This window comes from Nostoc sp. NMS2 (genome assembly GCF_017115105.1).
Taxonomy (GTDB): domain Bacteria; phylum Cyanobacteriota; class Cyanobacteriia; order Cyanobacteriales; family Nostocaceae; genus Nostoc.
The window spans coordinates 39,465-59,380 of the sequence record NZ_JABXKH010000087.1; the positions used below are offsets into that span (position 1 = coordinate 39,465).

Annotated in this window: 19 protein-coding genes and 2 pseudogenes; 10 read left to right on the forward strand and 11 right to left on the reverse strand. The window is 43.8% G+C overall.

The genetic code is table 11. From position 1 onward, the window contains the following. Positions 1-2 precede the first annotated feature (2 nt). Complete coding sequence (locus tag HWQ36_RS16225; protein WP_292704670.1) at positions 3-1,385, reverse strand: 1-acyl-sn-glycerol-3-phosphate acyltransferase; 1,383 nt, start codon at positions 1,383-1,385, stop codon at positions 3-5. Positions 1,386-1,603: 218 nt separating this feature from the next. Then, a complete protein-coding gene (locus HWQ36_RS16230; RefSeq protein ID WP_292704672.1) occupies positions 1,604-2,272 on the reverse strand; it encodes a transposase in 669 nt (222 codons plus the stop codon). Positions 2,273-2,475: 203 nt separating this feature from the next. Between HWQ36_RS16230 and HWQ36_RS16235 the strand changes: the two are divergent. Together HWQ36_RS16235 and HWQ36_RS16240 are read left to right on the forward strand one after the other, a co-directional pair. Then, positions 2,476-2,661 (forward strand): annotated as a pseudogene (locus tag HWQ36_RS16235) (IS701 family transposase); the annotation flags it as partial. 156 nt (positions 2,662-2,817) lie between these two features. Further along, a complete protein-coding gene (locus HWQ36_RS16240; RefSeq protein WP_292704674.1) occupies positions 2,818-3,153 on the forward strand; it encodes a hypothetical protein in 336 nt (111 codons plus the stop codon). 66 nt (positions 3,154-3,219) lie between these two features. Here the strand turns inward: HWQ36_RS16240 and HWQ36_RS34380 are convergent, their stop codons facing one another. Both HWQ36_RS34380 and HWQ36_RS16250 read right to left on the reverse strand, forming a co-directional pair. After that, the gene (locus tag HWQ36_RS34380) at positions 3,220-3,714 is read right to left on the reverse strand and encodes an amidase domain-containing protein (protein WP_366829139.1); all 495 of its coding nucleotides are present in this window, start codon (positions 3,712-3,714) and stop codon (positions 3,220-3,222) included. Positions 3,715-4,220: 506 nt separating this feature from the next. After that, positions 4,221-4,790 (reverse strand): Uma2 family endonuclease, encoded by a 570-nt coding sequence (locus HWQ36_RS16250; protein WP_292704678.1) that lies wholly within the window; start codon positions 4,788-4,790, stop codon positions 4,221-4,223. A gap of 190 nt (positions 4,791-4,980) precedes the next feature. On the opposite strand from HWQ36_RS16250, the gene HWQ36_RS16255 reads away from it, so the two are divergent. Continuing rightward, entirely contained in the window at positions 4,981-6,795 is a 1,815-nt protein-coding gene (locus tag HWQ36_RS16255; RefSeq protein WP_292704680.1) for a proline--tRNA ligase, read from the forward strand. Between the two features lie 283 nt (positions 6,796-7,078). Beyond that, positions 7,079-7,690 carry a GerMN domain-containing protein gene (locus HWQ36_RS16260; protein WP_292704682.1) on the forward strand — a complete coding sequence of 204 codons (612 nt, stop codon included), beginning with the start codon at positions 7,079-7,081 and terminating at the stop codon, positions 7,688-7,690. Positions 7,691-7,941: 251 nt separating this feature from the next. Here HWQ36_RS16260 and HWQ36_RS16265 read toward each other — a convergent pair whose 3' ends face one another. From HWQ36_RS16265 to efp, 3 genes are all read right to left on the reverse strand, one after another. Then, positions 7,942-8,289 carry a metalloregulator ArsR/SmtB family transcription factor gene (locus tag HWQ36_RS16265; protein ID WP_292704684.1) on the reverse strand — a complete coding sequence of 116 codons (348 nt, stop codon included), beginning with the start codon at positions 8,287-8,289 and terminating at the stop codon, positions 7,942-7,944. Between the two features lie 61 nt (positions 8,290-8,350). Continuing rightward, positions 8,351-8,908 (reverse strand): acetyl-CoA carboxylase biotin carboxyl carrier protein, encoded by a 558-nt coding sequence (accB, locus tag HWQ36_RS16270; RefSeq protein ID WP_292704685.1) that lies wholly within the window; start codon positions 8,906-8,908, stop codon positions 8,351-8,353. 108 nt (positions 8,909-9,016) lie between these two features. Next, positions 9,017-9,574: an elongation factor P gene (gene efp, locus HWQ36_RS16275; protein ID WP_292704687.1), complete on the reverse strand. Its 558-nt coding sequence runs from the start codon at positions 9,572-9,574 to the stop codon at positions 9,017-9,019. Between the two features lie 173 nt (positions 9,575-9,747). Here efp and HWQ36_RS16280 point away from each other — a divergent pair, with 173 nt between their 5' ends. Continuing rightward, on the forward strand, positions 9,748-10,854 hold the full coding sequence (locus tag HWQ36_RS16280) for a peptidylprolyl isomerase (RefSeq protein WP_292704689.1): 1,107 nt from the start codon (positions 9,748-9,750) through the stop codon (positions 10,852-10,854). A gap of 54 nt (positions 10,855-10,908) precedes the next feature. Here HWQ36_RS16280 and HWQ36_RS16285 read toward each other — a convergent pair. After that, positions 10,909-11,491: pseudogene (locus HWQ36_RS16285) on the reverse strand (Uma2 family endonuclease). 91 nt (positions 11,492-11,582) lie between these two features. Here HWQ36_RS16285 and thiL point away from each other — a divergent pair. Beyond that, the gene (gene thiL, locus HWQ36_RS16290; RefSeq protein ID WP_292704691.1) at positions 11,583-12,635 is read left to right on the forward strand and encodes a thiamine-phosphate kinase; all 1,053 of its coding nucleotides are present in this window, start codon (positions 11,583-11,585) and stop codon (positions 12,633-12,635) included. A gap of 102 nt (positions 12,636-12,737) precedes the next feature. Here thiL and HWQ36_RS16295 read toward each other — a convergent pair whose 3' ends face one another. Together HWQ36_RS16295 and nadD are read right to left on the reverse strand one after the other, a co-directional pair. Beyond that, complete coding sequence (locus HWQ36_RS16295) at positions 12,738-13,751, reverse strand: type I glyceraldehyde-3-phosphate dehydrogenase (RefSeq protein WP_292704693.1); 1,014 nt, start codon at positions 13,749-13,751, stop codon at positions 12,738-12,740. Between the two features lie 116 nt (positions 13,752-13,867). Further along, positions 13,868-14,494, reverse strand: coding sequence for a nicotinate (nicotinamide) nucleotide adenylyltransferase (nadD, locus tag HWQ36_RS16300; protein ID WP_292704695.1), 627 nt, complete (start codon positions 14,492-14,494; stop codon positions 13,868-13,870). Between the two features lie 402 nt (positions 14,495-14,896). Here nadD and murC point away from each other — a divergent pair, with 402 nt between their 5' ends. The 4 genes from murC (at position 14,897) to HWQ36_RS16320 (ending at position 18,739) form a co-directional block, all read left to right on the forward strand. Beyond that, the gene (murC, locus tag HWQ36_RS16305) at positions 14,897-16,342 is read left to right on the forward strand and encodes a UDP-N-acetylmuramate--L-alanine ligase (RefSeq protein WP_292704697.1); all 1,446 of its coding nucleotides are present in this window, start codon (positions 14,897-14,899) and stop codon (positions 16,340-16,342) included. A gap of 125 nt (positions 16,343-16,467) precedes the next feature. Beyond that, the gene (gene murB, locus HWQ36_RS16310) at positions 16,468-17,469 is read left to right on the forward strand and encodes a UDP-N-acetylmuramate dehydrogenase (RefSeq protein WP_292704699.1); all 1,002 of its coding nucleotides are present in this window, start codon (positions 16,468-16,470) and stop codon (positions 17,467-17,469) included. Between the two features lie 173 nt (positions 17,470-17,642). Beyond that, positions 17,643-17,990 carry a YbaB/EbfC family nucleoid-associated protein gene (locus HWQ36_RS16315; RefSeq protein ID WP_100900466.1) on the forward strand — a complete coding sequence of 116 codons (348 nt, stop codon included), beginning with the start codon at positions 17,643-17,645 and terminating at the stop codon, positions 17,988-17,990. Positions 17,991-18,259: 269 nt separating this feature from the next. Then, positions 18,260-18,739, forward strand: coding sequence for a low molecular weight protein-tyrosine-phosphatase (locus tag HWQ36_RS16320; protein WP_292704703.1), 480 nt, complete (start codon positions 18,260-18,262; stop codon positions 18,737-18,739). A gap of 58 nt (positions 18,740-18,797) precedes the next feature. On the opposite strand, the gene HWQ36_RS16325 is transcribed toward HWQ36_RS16320, so the two are convergent. Beyond that, positions 18,798-19,481: a response regulator transcription factor gene (locus tag HWQ36_RS16325; protein WP_292704705.1), complete on the reverse strand. Its 684-nt coding sequence runs from the start codon at positions 19,479-19,481 to the stop codon at positions 18,798-18,800. Positions 19,482-19,916: the final 435 nt, after the last annotated feature.

Here is a 19,916-nt window from a genome sequence, read left to right on the forward strand (position 1 = left end):
AATCAAATCAAACCTTCCATCGCGTGTTGCAAATCATTTGTCACATCAGCAACAGCTTGTCTAGCAGCCAAGCGATTTTCCTTATAGGCTGGATAATACTCAGAGATAGATATGGGTTCACCCACAGTGATTTTTACTTTTTGCTTACCCAGTTGTGGACGCTGTACACTTTTATCGCCTTTGATTTTAGCAATCATTTGCCATAAAATTAAAGTTGTCTCAGCAAACCTTTCTCCCGTTGGATTTTCACGAATATAATTACCAGAAACTGCCACAAAACTTTCTACTAAACGCATGTGCCACATCCGCGCATTCGCTTCTTCAGCAACGCGATCGCCTAAAGCTCTTTCAACAGCAGATACTCCTTTTACATCCTTAAAATCTTCTCTAAATATATAATTCCACCCAGCTTGTTCTACCCGCCGACACCGGTCACTCAAAGTACCTTTTGGCTGTAAATCAAAATACTGTTCTGATATTATTAGCGCCGCATTCAATAAAGCTTGTAAACGAACTGCTAGCGCTTCATTTCTATCTTCAATTTCTCCTACTGCTGTTTTGGTATCTGGCAGCTTTAGATGATAAAAGCGCGTGTAAAATTTTTCCATCAACGAAAGTAAATGTTCTGCCAAAGTCAATAACCGGGGATAAAGCGACTCTATAGAAGCATTTTCTGGTGGATTTACAGGTAAACCGCTAGCCGCTTCCAATTCAGCTAGAAGATTTGCGATCGCACCCCAAGGAGCATCAACGTAACTATATTTAATCCCAACTGGTACAATTAGAACCTGTTCGGGGCGTTCAGCTTTTTGCAAGTCTTCAGCACACCAAAAGCCTAATTGGGCGATACCAGGTTCTAGGGGGCTGATATTCTCCGATAAACCATTGGTTGCACCTTCTGGCGCAGCAGCCATCGGGAATTTTCCATTAGCAAACAAGTCACGCGCCGAACGTAAACCCGTCCAGTCAGCTTTACCTCGCTGAATCGGAGTCCCACCTAAATGAGAAGCAATCCAACCAACGTATGAACCTGCCCATAGAGGAATGCCGCGATCGTAGATAAAATGAGCGTGAATCGGAAGTTGTAGTGTTGTGTCTTGCGATCGCGCTATCTTTGGTACAAGTTGAGACAGCAAGTAACCTAAACAAAGTGGATCGTCTGTTTTCGGATGGCGAAATGCCAGCATAAAACGGATCTTACCCTCCTGAAACTGGCGATAGAGATCCACCAGAACCTCTACGTTGTCTGCTTCAATTTGGGTAATAGGTGTTTGCCAGTTTATCCAACTGGGTAGTAACAGATGGACAACTCGTAGCAATAGGGGGTTAAACGCTGGAGGAATAAATTCTAAAGGTGCTTGTGCTTGATAAATTACATTTGCCAAGGTAGTTTTCTCCTAAAGATGCCCTGATTCTAATCGCCTGGGGTTATTTCTTTTAAGATATCCTAGTGGCTGTAATATGCCCTGAGTAATGAAGTAGCGTTAAAACCTGCCTATTGTGCCAAGCACAGCACATCACTCAGGTTAAAAAATAGGATACCTTCTTAGTCTACGCAGGTTATTTTAATGCTGACTTTTCACGGTTAGGACTTTCAAGAAACTCATTCGGTGGAGTGAGAAATAGGGATGAGTTCTAAGCCGAAAGCTTGAGCTTTTTTCTTAAGATTTTGAAGCATCCGGTCTCGGTACTGTTGTTCGTAGGCATCAATACCAGGGTCAGCGTAAGAATCTAGATTCGTCCAAAGTCGGTAAAAAATTCGTGCGAGTTTATGTGCCGTAGCAGTAATTGCCTTTGGCGCTCCCAAACGAGAGCGTAAACGACGATAAAAAGCCCCAAGAGCAGAATGTGACTTAGCTGCGGTTTGAGCAGCCATACGGAAAGCATTTGCAGCACGATTGACAACAGGACGAGTTTGAGAGCTTTTAACTTTGCCACCTGTAATCCGGCTACCGGGACATAATCCCAACCAAGAAGCAAAGTGTTTGACAGTGGGGAAGCGTGATGGGTCGAGTCCCACCTCGGACAAAATCGTTTGTACGGTCAAAATCCCCAGACCATCAATCTGGGTAAAATCGACACCACTGATCCGGTAAAGATGAGTCCGTAAATCAAAGTCAGGTTGGTTGCCTTGTGGTTTAGTTCCACGACGTTTTGATTTAGGTAGAGGTGATTCTTCAACATCGACCTGGGAATCAAAGTTGGAAAAACACTGCTCAATTTGGTAATCACAAGCTGTAATCTGGACTTGATAAGCATCGTACAGAGCCAACTCCTGTTGGAGTACAAACAGATGTTCAATACGATAGTCCCCAGTTAGGGCTGCTGCAATATCTTCAACGCTACTTTTAATCCGTGGATGTTTAAGTGCTGCTAATTTTTGTGGGTCGCGTTCTCCAGCAACCTATCTAAATGTGATACTGTGCCATTCCCTTTACCATTTGCGATCGCCATTACTCTAACCCCAACTGTATTTTTATTGTTTGGCAACAATTAACCGGAGTTTTAAGACGGCGCTGGGCAAATAAACTGTTGAATACATTTACTGAAGCTTTATCAGCGTTTAGAACAGCTATATCTTATCGTTTTGTTGGTTGGCTAGAGGAGAACACAGACGTATTTGCTTTACACCTAAAGCGTTTAGGGTTTGTTTGGGCTTGAACTTTGTTCAAGCCCCGTTATAGATTGATCTTTCCGTCTGTAATCGCGGAAAATGCGCTGATTGACCTCTATTTGCCTCGTTAAGACTTTATGGCTATTAACAGAACTGTTTTACGCTTTGGTGCAGGAATCCTGGCATTTTCCTTACTGTCAGCCATGTTCCTACCACGTGTACTTCGGCAACACGGTTATGCCTTGCCCGGACGAAACGGCATTCCTTGTACAATTCCATACGGTCAGCGTAGCTACGTCGGGCCTCTGGAGTGTGATCGGGATTATATGTATGGAAAAACTCTAAATTGCAGGTCACAAACAGATTTAATCAATAAAGGATGGTGGCCACTTGAACGGGTTGGGTCTATTCCTACACTGCTGAGTGCGTCGCGTCCGCTGTTTGTAGAAAGCCGTCTAAAACAAGACACACCAACAGCGGTATTTATGCTCGTTGAGCCAGGATGTTATGTGCCTTATTCACTCTTAGGTGGGCCATAGGAAGGAAACTAAACAGTCAACACCGTGCTTCAGCGAAGTTTTATGGTGTTGACTGTCGCCTATCTCCTATTTCTTTCCAACAACTGTCTGAGGTTTCAAGCTTGAGAAAGTATCGTTAATGTGCCAAGCGTAGAAACTAGCGCCAGGACTCGTTGCAACAATATCCGAGAGCGGTCGGTCGAGTGTGTCGTTAGTGTGATACGACAGGTATACCCTGCCGTCGTTATGTTTTGTTGACACAATCATACTGTGGCTAATCCCTTCACCGTGACCCCAATTAGCCTGAAGAATATCGCCTACAACAAGGTCACTGCTGCGGTTTTTGGGTGTGCCACGGCCGGAATAATTGAGAAAGTTATAGACAGGATAAGCACCGACCCAGGTGTAGCTTTGGTTGGCAAAGGTGTACCACCAATAGTGGTAATCCGTGTAATAACCATTCACATCCGTCCAGCCGCCAGCACGAAGAATTTGAGAGGCAAAGTTAGTACAGTCTCCTCCGCCTCCGTTTGTCGAGTAATCGCGGTAATTTGTGTTGTGATTGTAGATGTAGGTGTAGATGTACGAGGGGTATAGCCGGGCGCTACGCGAACGATATTAAACTTTTAGAGTGCAATGCCATTGTTTCAACTGACAATGCTATTGTTTCGACTGACAATGCCATTGTTTCGACTAACAATGCCATTGTTTCGACTAACAATACCATTGCAACTCTAAAAGACTTGTGTGTACACCGTAGCCTAAAAAGAGAGAGACTTTGAATTTTCCCCTTTCTCGCATCGGGAAGGAGGTTAGGGGGTTAGGTTTTTCGTGGGCTTTTCCAAATGACGTGAAAAGTAAGATTTTAAGGCGTTGCATAATTGCGGGATGATTTTACTAGTTTTGTGGGATGGGCATCTTGCCCGTCCCTTATATTTTCGGGCGGGCAGGATGCCCACCCCACAAGAATCATCCCTTGATTCAGCAACGCCGATTTTAATGAAGCGTACTTACGCAGACTTATAAAGTATTTTCTGCTGCAATGGAATTGTGGGCAGATAGTGGAGGTTTAGCAGCACTTGCAAATCTTAATAATAGGATAGACTCAAGCTAAATCCTGGCAATAAATCTTCACCCGATAATTGTGTGGGTAGATTTCGCACTTCTTTATCTTGTTTTTGGCGATAAATTTCCACTTGCTGCTGTTGGGGGTTAATTAACCATGCCAATTGCACCCCTGCATCTATATATTCTTGCATTTTGGAACGCAACATTTCCAAATCATCCGTTGCTGACCTTAATTCAATGACAAAATCGGGTGCAATAGGGGGAAATTTGCGTCTTTGTTCAGGTGTAAGTGCTTGCCAACGTTCTCGTTGAATCCAAGCGGCATCTGGGGAACGATCAGCACCATTGGGTAATTTGAATATAGTAGAAGAACTGAAAGTGTAACCAAAGCCAGTTTGCCGATTCCAGATTCCCAAATCAATAATTAAATCTGCTTCTCGATTCCCGCTTTCACCTCCAACGGGGGACATGATGATTAATTCTCCCTTGGCAGTGCGTTCAAATTTCAATTCGCGGTTATTTTGACATAAGTGATAAAATTGTTCGTCACTAAAGTGAACGGTGTCTAGTTTTAATGTCAAAGGACTCATAACCTAGACCGAGATTAAATAGTTGCAAAGATTCTATCACAATCCAGTTCAGAATGAGCAACAAAACACTTGTAGAGACGGCGATTTATCGCGTCTCGAAAACCCAAAATTGTTGCCAGTAGACCTTAACTGAACCGTATTGGTTTATAAACAAATTAGAGATTCTGGAAAGGGAATAAGGGAATAAACGATGCGACTGTCACAAATGTTATTCGTTACACTCCGGGATGATCCAGCTGATGCTGAGATTCCCAGTCATAAATTATTACTCCGTGCAGGTTACATTCGTCGCATCGGTAGTGGTATCTATGCTTATTTGCCGCTAATGTGGCGGGTACTGCAAAAAGTTTCCCAGATTGTGCGGGAAGAAATGAACGCTACAGGCGCACAAGAATGTCTCCTACCACAATTACAACCTGCTGATTTATGGAAAGAATCGGGACGCTGGGACACTTACACCAAAGCTGAGGGGATCATGTTTTCCCTAATTGACCGCCGTGAGCAACAATTAGGATTAGGCCCAACTCATGAAGAAGTAATCACAGCGATCGCTCGTGATATGATTCGCTCTTATCGCCAGCTACCGCTACATCTCTACCAAATTCAAACCAAATTCCGCGATGAAATTCGTCCCCGCTTTGGTTTGATGCGCGGACGGGAGTTTATCATGAAGGACGGCTACTCCTTCCATGCCGATGAAGCCAGCCTCAAAGAAACTTACCAGGATATGTATAAAGCGTACAGCAATATGCTGCGGCGTTCTGGTTTAGCTTTTCGGGCAGTAGAAGCTGATTCTGGTGCAATTGGCGGTTCTGGTTCCACAGAATTTATGATTTTGGCCGAAGCTGGCGAAGATGAAGTTCTCTACACTGAGGATGGTAAATACGCCGCTAACGTAGAAAAGGCTGTTTCTTTACCAATTGATGCCGAAACCTCACGGTTTACAACCTACGAGAAACGCGATACACCTGGAACAGAAACGATTGAAAAGGTCTGTCAACTCCTCAACTGTTCTCCCACTCAATTGGTGAAAAATGTCCTTTATCAAACAGTTTATGATAATGGTACAACGGTGTTAGTTCTGGTGAACATCCGAGGCGATCAGGAAGTTAATGAAGTCAAGTTGCAAAATGAATTGACTAAATTAGCTTCGGAATACGGCGCTAAAACTATTATTAGTTTGAATGTACCAAATGCAGAAGCCCAGCAAACATGGACAGCTAAATCTCTACCTTTAGGCTACATTGCGCCAGACATTGCAGATGAGTATATTACTGCTAATAAACAGATTCATCCGAAGTTTTTGCGCTTGGTAGATCAAACAGCCGTTGATTTAAAAAACTTTGTTACAGGTGCGAATGAAGCTGGTTATCACGTAGTTGGTGCTAATTGGGGTGAGCAATTTAAATTACCAGAGCGAATAGTAGATATTCGTAAGGCAAGACCAGGCGATCGCGCCATCCATAACCCAGAACAAACCTTACAAAGCGCTCGTGGAATCGAAGCCGGTCATATTTTCCAATTAGGGACGAAATATTCCCAAGCGATGGGTGCAACTTATACCAATGAACAGGGCGAAGAAAAGCAGCTATTTATGGGTTGTTTTGGTGTAGGCGTGTCGCGGTTAGCACAAGCTGCTGTAGAGCAATCTTACGATAAAGATGGGATTATTTGGCCAGTTGCGATCGCACCCTACCACGCGATCGTCACAATTCCTAACATTAAAGATGCTCAACAAGTCGAAATCTCCCAAAAACTTTACACAGAACTTAATCAAGCGGGAATTGAAACCATACTAGACGATCGCGACGAACGGGCTGGAGTGAAATTTAAAGATGCGGACTTGATTGGCATCCCTTACAGAATTGTAACCGGGCGGGCGATCGCTAACGGCAAAGTCGAAGTTGTAGAAAGAGCCACCCGTAAATCTCAAGAAATAGTCATTGATGAAGTTACCACCACACTTCAACAATGGATTACCGCCGCCATTCAGGTAAAAAATTAAACGCAAAGCTTCGCAGATGAACAAATACTTTACTTTGCGTTCCTCTGCGTTGTAAATTTAATCTTCAATCATCTCCAGAAAGAATGAAATTTACATAATTTGGCAGGTGACGGATTAGAAGTAAAAATTCTAAAATTAAATTAGGGACTCACCAGATTAATGTATTTTGAGGCATAAAGTCTCCTCCAGGTTTTGGGAAACTCTCCACTTGTAAGTATCGTCGTTAACCAGGCTGCTCCTCACATAACTCCCATATCAGCCCTCAGTCAGGAAGGTTTTGAACATGAAAGACCAACAAGGATCTAATCGCATTTCTTCAGGCGCAATTGCGGCCGTCTCAGCTGCGGTTGTAGCAGTGGGTGGCGGTGTGGCTTGGTTTACTACACACTCCAGCAATCCTCCCACACCATCAAACCCCACTGGGCGCATCGCTGAACCAGCACAGCTATCAACTAGGCAGCCAGCTAATGAGCAAACCCCTAATGTTTATTGGCTCAGACCAAAAGACAAAAGTGTTGCTTTGGTTCCCCAACCTGTTAAAGTCGCTTCTATACGAGCCAACCAGCCTTTAGAAGCAGCTTTTCAAAGTTTGTTGGCAGGGCCGACAGAAGGCACAGATTCCACAACTATCCCCAAAGGAACTAAGCTGTTGGGGCTGAAGTCAGAAAATGACGAAGTTCACGTTAATTTATCTGAAGATTTTACCAGTGGTGGTGGTAGCACATCAATGATGGGACGTGTGGGACAAGTTGTTTATACTGCGACAACTTTAAATCCCAAAGCTAAGGTGTACATTGACGTGAACGGCAAACCGTTGGATGTTTTAGGTGGTGAAGGCGTAGAGTTACAACAGCCACTAACTCGTGAAAGCTTTGAGAAAAATTATCAGCTTTAGTCATTGGTCATTAGCGCTCTTTTATGACTCTCGTCGGATAAAAATCATCCACTCTTATTTTTAAGGACTTTGATGAATTTAGGTGTAGGTTGGGTTGAGGAACGAAACCCAACACCAAAAATCCCTGGTTTTGTTGGGTTTCACTAAAGTTCAACCCAACCTACGAATATTTTATTTTTTCGGAGTAATAAAAGAGGGTTAGTCATTAGTCATTGGTCATTAGTTTTTACAAGTGACAAAGGACAACTGACCTAAAGTTTAGTATTTAATACACGAAAATTACGGGCTTGCTCTTCTAACCTTGTGGCAAGGCGATCGCAAACCCGATTACACAAATCAAAAATCATTTCATCTTCCACCCGGTAATAGGCGCAAGTTCCTTCACTGCGGCGGCTAAGGATACCTGCTTGCCACATTACCTTCAGGTGTTTTGACACATTTGCCTGAGAAGTCTGTGTTGCCTCTACCAACTCTTGCACGCATTTTTCTTCATCCCGTAATAAGTGGAGCAGCCGCAAGCGCATCGGCTCACTTAACAGGCTGAAGTATTCAGCTACTTGTTGCACCACTTCTGGCGGTAAAGGCAACGTTTGTTTCATCAGGATTAACCCGCAAGGACTGAAGTTTTAACAATGACTCACTTCATATATAGATTAATACTTAATCGGGGTTAATTCGCATCAAAGGTTGACCATATTCTACAGCGTCACCATTTTGGAGAAGAATTTCCATCACCTGTCCAGAGACTTCGGCTTCGATTTCATTCATCAACTTCATGGCCTCAATGATACAGACTGTTTGACCCTTGCGGATGCGATCGCCAACTTCCACAAATGCCGTTTCCCCAGGCGCAGGAGCGCGATAAAATGTTCCCACCATTGGGGAAGGCACTTCTACTAATCTCTGGTCAAGAATTGAGGGAGAATTTACTGACAACTGTAATTGTGTGTTAGTTCCAGTATTCTCAAACACACGAGATGTTGACACCTCCGTTACCTGACTCGTGTTCACCTGGTTTCCCCCAGATGAACCCGATGTCAAGCCCGAACCTACCACACCGCCGAAGGTCGGTTGACCTACCGACAACATCTGATTGCTGACGTTCACAGCCTTACGGACTGTTAGTTCAAAATCATCGCTTTTGAGCGTGACTTCTGCAATATCTGTTTGTGCGATAGTTGCCAATAGTTGGCGGATTTCATTAAAGTCCAATGGCACAGTTTTTATTACCTCGACCTATCCGTAAATTAGCATCTTAAGTGTGGCAGGGATTTAATCCAGATGTAGGGATTTCAATCGGGACTTGCATCTTTGTAGAGATGAAAGTTATTCCCTGCTGATATACTTATCTTCTTGGGTATCAACTTTGATGCGTTCTCCTTGAGAAATAAACAAAGGAACCATCACAATTGCACCAGTTTCCAGAGTTGCGGGTTTTGAGCCACCGGTGGCAGTGTCACCTTTTAAACCTGGGTCTGTTTGGACAATTTCGAGAACCACAGACTTAGGCAATTCTACTCCTAGAACCTGGTCGCCCCACTTAATAACTTCAGCTTCCATACCTTCCTTGAGGTATTTGACGCGATCGCCAATTTGTGCGCGGGTCAATCTACCTTCTTCGTATGTCTCCATATCCATAAAGACGAACTCATCGCCCTCTTTATAGGTATGCTGCATCGTACTTTTTTCTAGAGTGGCTTGGGGCAAAGTTTCCCCGGCTCGGAACGTTTTTTCCATCACGCTGCCACTCTGAACATTTTTTAACTTAGTTCGGACAAAGGCAGAACCTTTGCCTGGCTTGACGTGCAGGAATTCAAGCACTCGCCATACAGACCCATCTAATACAATCGAAACACCGGGTCGAAAGTCGTTACTGGAGATCATGAAACTTTCAAATTTTGGAAGACAATCGGCATTTATTGTACCCTTCTAGAGTCGTCATTGGGCATTTGTCATTTGTCATTTGTCATTTGTCATTTATCCTCCGCCCTTAACGTGGGAAGATTATTGATGGGTTACGTCCAGTCAACAATTTAATGCTGCATTTGAGTTATCCCATGCTTAACTTATTAAAATCCTGGCTGAAGAACAGCCTAATGGCAATACTGCTGGTAACAATATTTTTAGGCATAACTACAGCTGGGTGGACTCCCTCCAGTAGCGCCGCGCTGCCATCTGGCAACGCAATTACCGACGGCAAGGCTTTGTTGCGGTATGCACTCCCGATAGATAACAAACCTGTACGGCAACTACAAGCCAGTTTAGAGGACATCTCTGCCCAACTGCGGGCAAATCGGCGGTGGGGTGCTATTTCCAAGGACATCAGCAACGCATCCCGTGTTCTCGATAAACCCTCCCAAATCTTAACAAGCGTTCCCACAGAACGCCAACCCCAAGCCGAAGCTTGGATTACTGAGTTGAAATCTGGGGTGGGTAAATTAGAAGAATTGGCGAAGAGCAAAGATAAAGAACAAATTATGCAAGAGCGAGGCAAGCTTCTGAATCTAGTGACTCAGGTAGAAGAGTCAATGGTGAAAGAATTTCCCTTTGAAGTGCCTGCTGAATACAGCAACCTGCCACAACTTAAAGGTCATGCCAAGGTAGAATTCAAAACTAACAAAGGCGATTTGACCGTCGTAGTGGACGGTTATAGCGCCCCTGTGACTGCTGGTAATTTTGTAGATTTGGTGCAGAGGGGTTTTTACAATGGCTTAGAATTTACCCGTTCTGAAGAATCGTACTTTCTGCAAACTGGAGATCCCGCAGGGAAAGACGTGGGTTTTATTGATCCCAAGACGGGCGAATATCGCGCTATCCCCTTAGAAGTCTTAGTCCAGGGTGATAAAGCACCTACTTATGGCATTACTCTAGAAGAAGCTGGTCGTTATGTTGATATGCCAGTTCTACCTTTTTCTGCCTTTGGTGCTGTGGTGATGGCTCGTCCCGAAAGTGAAGTAAATGGTGGTTCTTCACAATTCTTCTTCTTTTTGTTTGAACCAGAACTCACCCCCGCCGGACGCAACCTATTGGATGGTCGTTATGCCGTTTTTGGCTATCTCACCGAAGGCAGGGAAGTTTTGGATAAACTAAAGGCGGGTGACAAAATTGAATCGGCAAAAGTCGTTCAGGGAATAGAAAATCTGGTTGAGCCGCAAGCTGCATAAGAAGAGAGCAAGGGGAGAATAATTCCTGTAGAGACGCGATTAATCGCGTCTCTCCTAACTCCCCTGATTTAGATTATCGGCGCTGAACACTTGATCAACTGCGATCGCTAATTCTGGAAAAGTCCGCGATACAATTTGCTCACTGGCTGTAAAAACTGTTTCTTCATACAGTCCATCTTCCAGCAACAGCACAGAAATCTTCTGTTCTAACGGATCTACAATCCAATATTCTGGCACTTCAACCGCCCCATATTCAGACCGCTTATAGCGATAGTCTCGCTTGATTGAATCTGGGCTAACTACCTCTACAATTAGTAATTGGTGGTGACTCAAAAACTGCTGATACATTGATCAATTCTCTTGCCTGCTCCTGCGTCACCACAGACAAGTCAGTTAACCGAGACTTATTTTTTCCTGTCCTCGTACCAGTTTTCCGAAAAGTTAGCCAAGATAAACTCAACCGATGGATTTCTGCTGTGAATGCGGTATCTAAAAAAGCAACAATCAAGAAATGTTGAATTGTAGGGGGATTCATTAATTCCAGCCTGCCACCTACTAGCTCGTAGTGAAAACCACTGCCATCGTCATAATTTAAGTACTCTTCAAATGTGAGCTTTGTTACTGGTGTAGAGACCATTCCAACATCCCCCTAGACGATACCTTTATCGTAACTTGAGGGAGTGGGGAGGCAGGGATACTAATGACTAATGACTAATGACTAATGACTAATGACTAAAGTCAAAGATATTGGTGAACAAGGTCTTTTAGAAAGATTGCAGCGCTTCTGTCCACCAGAAATTATCGGCGATGATGCCGCAGTACTTGAAACTGCACCAGAGCAATCTTTGGTTGTAACGACAGATGTGCTAATTGACGGCATACATTTTAGCAACCTTACCACTTCTCCAGAAGATGCTGGTTGGCGGGCTGCTGCTGCCAATTTATCAGATTTAGCCGCAATGGGTGCTTCCCCATTGGGAATCACCGTCGGGTTGGGACTTCCCGGTGAAGTTAAGGTGAGTTGGGTTGAGCGACTGTATCAGGGGATGACAGAATGCCTGCAAAAATACAATACCTCAATTGTCGGGGGTGATGTGGTGCGATCGCCTGTGACGACTTTGGCAATTACCGCTTTTGGTCAAGTTCACCCTAATCAAATTATCCGCCGTTCTGCTGCTGTAGTTGGAGATGCGATCGTCGTTACAGGGGTTCATGGAGCCTCCCACGCTGGCTTAGAACTGCTCTTACATCCCCAATTAGGGCAAAACCTCAAAGATGCAGAACGCACGGCTCTAACCCGCGCCCACCAACGCCCACAACCACGATTAGATGTCTTACCAATCCTCCAGAAAATTTTAAATTCCCAATCCAAAATCCAAGTTGCGCTGTCAGCGCATCAAAGGTGCGACCTAAAATCCCAAATTCCTGTCGCTGGTATGGATAGCAGCGATGGTTTAGCAGATGCGATTATTCAAATCTGCCGCGCCAGTGGTGTTGGCGCTGTCCTAGAACGCAGACAAATTTCCACTCCAGCAGCTTTTGAAGATTGGCTCACAGAAGAGCAAGCGCTAGCTTATGCTCTATACGGAGGCGAAGACTTTGAATTAGTGCTTTGCTTGCCACAAGAGTCAGCATTAGCCTTAGTACAACATCTTGGTCAAGGTGCTGCGATCGTAGGCTACATCACACCCGGATCAACAGTACTATTGCACGACGAACAAAAAAAATTCCCTGACCAAGTTCTAAGTCTCAGCCAGGGATTTCAACATTTTAATCAATAGTTATTTGTCAGTTGTCAGTTGTCAGTTGTCATTTGTCCTTTGTCTAAAACTAATGACCAATGACTAATGACTAATGACTAATGACCAATGACAAATAACAAATTATTGCCACTTCTGGGCCACTAATTCTGCTAAATCTAAAACTCGTTGGCTGTAACCCCACTCGTTGTCATACCATGCCATAACTTTTACCAAGTCATTACCCAAGACCAAAGTCAAGTTAGCATCGACAATCGAAGAAGCATCACTACCTTGATAATCGGAAGATACCAGTTCTAGTTCGCTATAGTCCAAAATACCTTTAAGTGGGCCTTCAGCAGCATCTTTGAGAGCTTGGTTAACTTCTTCAGTAATAGTACGCTTCTCAACCTGAACTACGAAATCTACCATTGAGACGTTCGGGGTTGGTACGCGCAAGGCAACGCCATTAAGCTTGCCTTTCAGGTCTGGGATAACCAGCGCCACTGCTTTCGCTGCACCAGTGGAGGTGGGTACAATGTTTATCGCTGCGGCCCTCGCCCGTCGCAAATCCCGGTGAGAAGCGTCTAGCAAGCGCTGATCGCCTGTGTAGCTGTGGGTGGTGGTCATCGTACCTTTGATAATGCCGAACTTATCGTTCAACACCTTGGCAATAGGTGCCAAGCAGTTGGTAGTACAACTAGCGTTACTGATAATATTGTGTACGTTGTGGTCATAATCATGATGATTCACACCAACCACAAAAGTCCCATCCTCGTTTTTACCAGGAGCGGTAATCAGAACTTTCTTGGCTCCAGCATTTACATGCTTCAGCGCTCCTTCTTTGCTAGTAAATACCCCTGTTGCTTCGATAATTAGGTCAATCCCCCAATCTCTCCAGGGCAAGTTCTCTGGGTTGCGATCTGATACGCACTTAATTGTCTTACCGTTAACGATGATAGAGTTATCATCGGCACTAATCTCAGCACCTTTGATCTTGCCTAGCATCGAGTCATACTTTAGCAGGTGAGCATTGGTTCTAGGGTCTGACGTGTCATTAATAGCGACAAGATCAATTTGGCTATTCTCTCTACCTACCCAGCAACGCGCAAAGTTACGTCCAATCCGCCCGAAACCGTTGATTGCAACTCTAATCACAGTGTCTTGCCCTCTGTATTTATGCTTATATGTTGATATCGTTGACCCCAATCATATCGCAAAGGGGGGGGGCACTTTTAACCATAAAGTGTTAGATCAATAAAAAAACACATAATTTATTCAGATTTGTTCGAGTAGAAACTGTTGTTAGTGATATATGATCTGACCGCTTCCGGGACTAAATAACGAATTGACTGGTGTTCGCGGCACAATTTGCGAATTAGACTTGACGAAACTTCTACTAAAGGTATATTCAAGAGTTGCCAGTAAATGGCGTGTGACTGCTCTCTCAGTTCTTGCTCCACTTGCTTGCAGATTAATTTGCTTTGAGTTATAGTCTCACCACCTAGCAGTCGGGGTGCGATTAACCAATCACACATTTGTGCTAGTTCGTGTCCACGGTACCAACGGGGTAAGGTTTGGAAAGTATCCAAGCCCACAATCCAGTACCAGTGAGTATTTGGGTAACAAGCAGATAAGTCAATCAGGGTGTTAATGGCATAAGAAGTCCCAGAGCGATTTGCCTCCACTAGTGAGACAGTAAACGCTGGGTTATCTTTTATGGCTAATTGCAGCATTTTGACGCGATGCTCAAACAAAGCTGCTTCTTTGTGAGGAGGATTTAGGGATGGCACCCAAATTACCTTTTCAAGGGATACTTCTTGAATTGCTGTCTCGGCTACGAGCAGGTGTCCCCAATGAATTGGATCAAATGTGCCACCAAAAATTGCTAGTTGCTGCATCCAGTTATGCCTGGGTTTTATGCAATTGAAAAATAGTTTCATTACCAATGTACTATTGTAGTCAATTCACGGCTAAACTTGATGCAATTTCAAATCAGTTTCACTAAACAATGTATTATGTAGCCAATTCCAGTAAGGTAGACAAAATATGTATTTGACATTACAAGAATTTCTTTCCCGATGTAGCCAAAATTTTCAGAATAATCTTAACAACAGTTCAGAAATAGTAAAAACCTCCAACCAAGGTAAAATCATTCTGAACGCGCAAAGCCAGACCAGAAACAACATCTGGGCATTAAACATAAACACGATATAGGAGTAGTTACGGTAAAAATCAAATTCCTGTTATGATACGCGTGTCATTTGTGATTATGGTGTGGTGTGGTGTAAGAGGAGCAATAAATGACTAATTCTGTAGATTTTAGTGGTAGACCATTTCATTTTATTGGCATCGGCGGCATAGGTATGTCTGCTCTGGCATACGTTCTCGCCAAGCGTCAATTTCCAGTATCAGGTTCGGATCTTCGTCCAAACCACATTACGCACAAATTGGAATCTATCGGGGCTCATATTTTTGGTAGACAAGAGGCAAGTAATCTCGAATTCTTTCGCCCTCAAGTATTAAATTCACAAGAACAATTACCTGCTGATAGTAAGTCAAAACTACCTCAAGTCATTTGTTCAACAGCAATTAACACTAATAATTTAGAATACAAAGCAGCGCTGGAATTAGGTTGTCCAGTTTTGCATCGTTCAGATGTACTAGCCGCCTTAATTGCCGATTACTACAGTATTGCAGTGGCGGGAACACACGGCAAAACTACAACCAGTAGCATGATTGGTTATATGCTTCTGGAAGCAGGTCTAGACCCAACGATTTTGGTAGGTGGTGAAGTCAATGCTTGGTCTGGTAATGCTCGATTAGGACAAAGCCAATATTTGGTAGCCGAAGCAGATGAATCTGATGGTTCTTTGATAAAACACGCTCCAGAAATTGGCATCATCACCAATATTGAACTCGATCATCCTGACCATTACGATACATTAGAAGAAGTCATTGACATCTTCCAGACATTTGCTAAGGGTTGTAAAACTTTAATCGGTAGTATTGACTGTGCGACAGTGCGCGATCGCTTACAACCCACAATCAGCTACAGCTTACACTCAGATACCAACGCTGACTACACCGTTACTAATATTGATTATCGTGCTGATGGCACCACGGCTCTAGTTTGGGAAAAAGGCAAAGCCTTAGGCGTGTTGAAGTTGCGGCTGCTCAGTCGGCACAATCTCAGCAATGCTCTGGCAGCAGTAGCTGTTGGTCGCGTTTTGGGTTTAGAATTTGGAGCGATCGCTAAGGGAATTGCTACCTTTGAAGGAGCAAGACGACGCTTTGAACTCCGGGGTGAAGTTGATGGTATTACCTTCATTGATGACTATGCTCATCATCCTAGCGAGATTCGCGTTACTCTCGCCGCCGCACGTTTACAGGCAAGACCAGGACAAAGAGTGGTTGCTATCTTCCAACCCCATCGCTATAGCCGGACACTGACCTTTTTAGAAGAATTTGCCGAGTCCTTTACCCATGCTGATTTAGTTGTGCTGACTGATATTTACAGTGCAGGCGAACCCAATTTAGGGCAAATTACTGGTGAACAGCTAGCAGCAAAAATTGCTAAACAGCATTCGCACGTAGTTTATCAACCAACTTTATCCTCAGTGTGTGAGTACTTGTTAAAAACATTACGTCCAGGAGACTTGGCGCTGTTTTTGGGGGCTGGAAACTTGAATCAGGTGATTCCTGAAGTAATTACTGCACTTTGCGAACCTGCTAAAGCCACATCTTAAGTGGAGACTTTGCAAAGACTTCATTTCTGAGCAAAGCACCCGTCTAGCAACGGTTCCATCTATGAACTCTATTACCGTATCTTTGCGGTAAATTAATGTAAAAATTTTACCCATACAAAGTAAAGATGACCATTTCCCAGGCAGCTGGAAACGTCTGCACAGTTTCTGCTTTGAATACAAAGAAACATCAAACAACTAATTCGGTGGATAGTGAAGTAATTTATTTACCAAATACTGATTGTGCGATCAGGCCCCAAGCTTACTTGTCAGCGTTTACTTCCTATAGGGTTGGAGGAGCAGCTGATTTGTACGTTGCCCCCCGAAATTTAGAAGCACTGCAAGCCAGTCTGAAATACGCAAAAGAACGTGATTTAAAAGTGACAACATTGGGAGCCGGTTCTAACCTCCTAGTGAGCGATCGCGGGATATCAGGCTTAGTCATTGCGACTCGTCATCTCCGCTTCAGCAACTTTGACCCCCAAACCGGTCAATTAACCGTTGCTGCGGGAGAATCAATTCCCAGTTTGGCATTGGCGGCAGCAGAATTAGGGTGGCAAGGATTGGAGTGGGCTGTTGGCATTCCTGGAACAGCCGGAGGTGCTGTGGTAATGAATGCAGGGGCACATAATAGCTGTATTGCAGATATGTTAGTGAGTGCCGAAGTACTTTCACCCGATGGGACGCTGGAGACTCTTACCCCGGAACAGTTAGGTTATAGCTACCGGACTTCATTATTGCAAGGTGGCGATCGCATAGTCACCCAAGCCACCTTACAACTTGCGCCAGGTGCAGACCCAGCAAAAGTTGTGGCAATCACCAAAGAACACAAAAAACATCGATTAAATACCCAACCATACAACTTCCCCAGTTGTGGGAGTGTGTTCCGCAATCCCAAACCTTACAGTGCTGGCTGGTTAATTGAACAAACTGGCCTCAAAGGCTACCAAATTGGTGGAGCGCAGGTAGCACTACTCCATGCTAATTTCATCGTTAACCGGGGTGGAGCCAAAGCTAGTGACATTTTCTGTCTCATTCGCCACATCCAACATCAGGTACAAGAACGTTGGTCTATTAATTTAGAGCCAGAAGTCAAAATGCTCGGAGAGTTTCAAGGTGCTTGTGGATAGGGAGTGGGGAATGGGGAATGGGGAATGGGGATATGAGGGAGAAATGCCCAATGCCCAATGCCCAATGCCCAATTCCCGAATGCATTAATTATTGGTAAAAAAAGAGGCAAATTACTTACCGCATCTATAATTGAATTTGATTTGTTATTCAACGCACAAGCGTACAAATAATTATGACAGGAAAAGGACAGGGATTCGGCTTTGGCTTAGGAAAAATGAAGGAACTGGCCGATGCTTTTAAGAAAGCACAGCAAGTTCAAGAAGGCGCAAAGCGACTCCAAGAAGAATTGGAGCAAATGGAGATTCTAGGAGAATCTGGCGGTGGTCTGGTGAAGGTAATTGTCAGTGGGAACCAAGAACCCAAGCGGGTAGAAATTTCTCCAGATGCTCTTGGGGAAGGTGCAGAAGTACTTTCCGATCTCGTGACAGTGGCAATGAAAGAAGCATACAACAAGTCCACAGCAACAATGCGGGAACGTATGGAAGAATTGACCAGTGGGTTGGAATTACCTGGATTTTAGTCATTGGTCATTAGTCATTGGTCATTACCCGCATTTCTCACAAGGGGTGCGATCGCTATTACCCAAACCTTTATTGAGCTTAGATTTTGAGCGTTTTAGACACTGCACGAATCACAACAGTATGTGAACGGGGTATTTTATCTCAAGTCTAAGTGGCATAAACGTTTTGGGTTAGTCGTTTAAATCTTTGTGAGAAATCCGGGATTAGTCATTAGTCAAAGGACAAATGACAAAGGACAAATGACTATTGACAGAGGACAAAAATATCTATGCCTTACAAGTTGCTATTTGTCTGCTTAGGTAACATCTGCCGATCGCCATCGGCAGAAAACATTATGAATCATCTAATTGAGCAGGCTGGCTTGAGCGATGGCATCCTCTGTGATTCTGCTGGGACATCTAGTTATCACGTTGGTAGCCCACCTGACAGACGCATGAGTGCTGCGGCTGCTACAAAGTTGGGAATTAAACTGCGTGGTCAAGCACGCCAGTTTCAAAAGTCAGACTTTCAAGACTTTGATTTAATTTTGGCGATGGATCGAGAAAATTATGAGAATATCCTCACTCTCGATCGCACTGAGCAATATCAGCATAAAGTGCGTTTGATGTGTGAGTTTTGCTCTCGACACACCTTAAAGGAAGTTCCAGATCCTTATTATGGTGGTCAAGACGGATTTAATCAGGTTATTGATTTACTGATTGATGCTTGTGAAGGTCTGCTCACAAAAGTTAAAAGTGAAGAGTTCTGAGTTTTAATTCCTCACTCCTATACAGACGCGATTAATCGCGTCTCTGCTCTTAACTTTTTTATTCGACTAAACCATGCTTCATAGCAAAACGCACTAATTCTGCTCGGTTGCTGGTTGAGGTTTTTCTCAATAAACTGCTAACGTACTTTTCCACTGTGCGAGGACTCAGGTGTAGCTGATGACCCATATCGGCATTAGACAAACCATGAGTCAATAACTCTAAGACTTCTTGTTCTCTATGAGTTAGCGATGAGTGCAAGTGGGATGTCTGAATTTGAGTGGAGAGAGAATTATGGGCATCCGCCGCTTTTGTAGAGCCGGAAATGCCCAAACTCTCTTTATGAGAAAAGCGATACTCTGATTGAATAATTTGCGATCGCTCCAAAAGATTGCGGATTGCTGCTGCTAACTCTTCCAGTTCAAAAGGTTTGGGTAAGTATAAATCGCACCCTGACTGGTAGCCCAGAATTCTTTCCTGGGTCTTAGTTCGGGCTGTTAATAAAATTACAGGTAATAACCGAAACATTGATTGTTGACGCACCCGACGCACCAGTTCGTAGCCATTCATCTGTGGCATGATGATATCCGTGACAATCAAATCAGGATTATACTCATCCACCATGAATAAAGCCTCTTGACCGTCATTAGCCGTGATCACTGAGTAGCCAGACAGTTCAAGATAGTCGCTAACAGACAGACGAGTGCCCAGATCATCATCCACTACAAGGATCGTCAAGGGCATGGACAATACACCCCTAGAATTTTTTTACTCAGAAATTTGCTTCTACGCGCTTCATCAGTGAACACTAGCAAGAATAGTGTTCTTATGTTTCATACTATGACAGGATTACCAGGTAATGACTGCTTTCAGGGTTGATTTATAAAGAAAATCTTAAATCTTTCGGAAGGTTAACGAAGTGCAACTTACCTTTGATTCCCTCTGTTCGGGAGGTATAGAGAGCTTTTTAATTTGTAACAACTCATTAATAAGGCAGAGTAAATTCCTATTATAGTATAAATTATTAATAATCTTATCAGTAATTTACCAAAATATTAGTAGCACCTATTCTGTTTGAAGATGCGCCTATAAGAATAATAGGCTGTAGGGTCAATTCATGAATTGCCCCTACGTGAATAAAGCGCAGCCTCGCATAGAATTGAAACTTGGGGTAAAATC

Coding starts and splice junctions, on each gene's coding strand:
- HWQ36_RS16255 (WP_292704680.1), top strand. CDS start 4,981: ATGCGACTGTCACAAATGTTATTCGTTACACTCCGGGATGATCCAGCT.
- nadD (WP_292704695.1), bottom strand. CDS start 14,494: ATGCAGCAACTAGCAATTTTTGGTGGCACATTTGATCCAATTCATTGG.
- HWQ36_RS16325 (WP_292704705.1), bottom strand. CDS start 19,481: ATGCCCTTGACGATCCTTGTAGTGGATGATGATCTGGGCACTCGTCTG.
- thiL (WP_292704691.1), top strand. CDS start 11,583: ATGACTAAAGTCAAAGATATTGGTGAACAAGGTCTTTTAGAAAGATTG.
- HWQ36_RS16315 (WP_100900466.1), top strand. CDS start 17,643: ATGACAGGAAAAGGACAGGGATTCGGCTTTGGCTTAGGAAAAATGAAG.
- HWQ36_RS16280 (WP_292704689.1), top strand. CDS start 9,748: ATGCTTAACTTATTAAAATCCTGGCTGAAGAACAGCCTAATGGCAATA.
- HWQ36_RS16260 (WP_292704682.1), top strand. CDS start 7,079: ATGAAAGACCAACAAGGATCTAATCGCATTTCTTCAGGCGCAATTGCG.
- efp (WP_292704687.1), bottom strand. CDS start 9,574: ATGATCTCCAGTAACGACTTTCGACCCGGTGTTTCGATTGTATTAGAT.
- HWQ36_RS16240 (WP_292704674.1), top strand. CDS start 2,818: ATGTTCCTACCACGTGTACTTCGGCAACACGGTTATGCCTTGCCCGGA.
- HWQ36_RS16265 (WP_292704684.1), bottom strand. CDS start 8,289: ATGAAACAAACGTTGCCTTTACCGCCAGAAGTGGTGCAACAAGTAGCT.
- HWQ36_RS16320 (WP_292704703.1), top strand. CDS start 18,260: ATGCCTTACAAGTTGCTATTTGTCTGCTTAGGTAACATCTGCCGATCG.
- HWQ36_RS16250 (WP_292704678.1), bottom strand. CDS start 4,790: ATGAGTCCTTTGACATTAAAACTAGACACCGTTCACTTTAGTGACGAA.
- murC (WP_292704697.1), top strand. CDS start 14,897: ATGACTAATTCTGTAGATTTTAGTGGTAGACCATTTCATTTTATTGGC.
- murB (WP_292704699.1), top strand. CDS start 16,468: ATGACCATTTCCCAGGCAGCTGGAAACGTCTGCACAGTTTCTGCTTTG.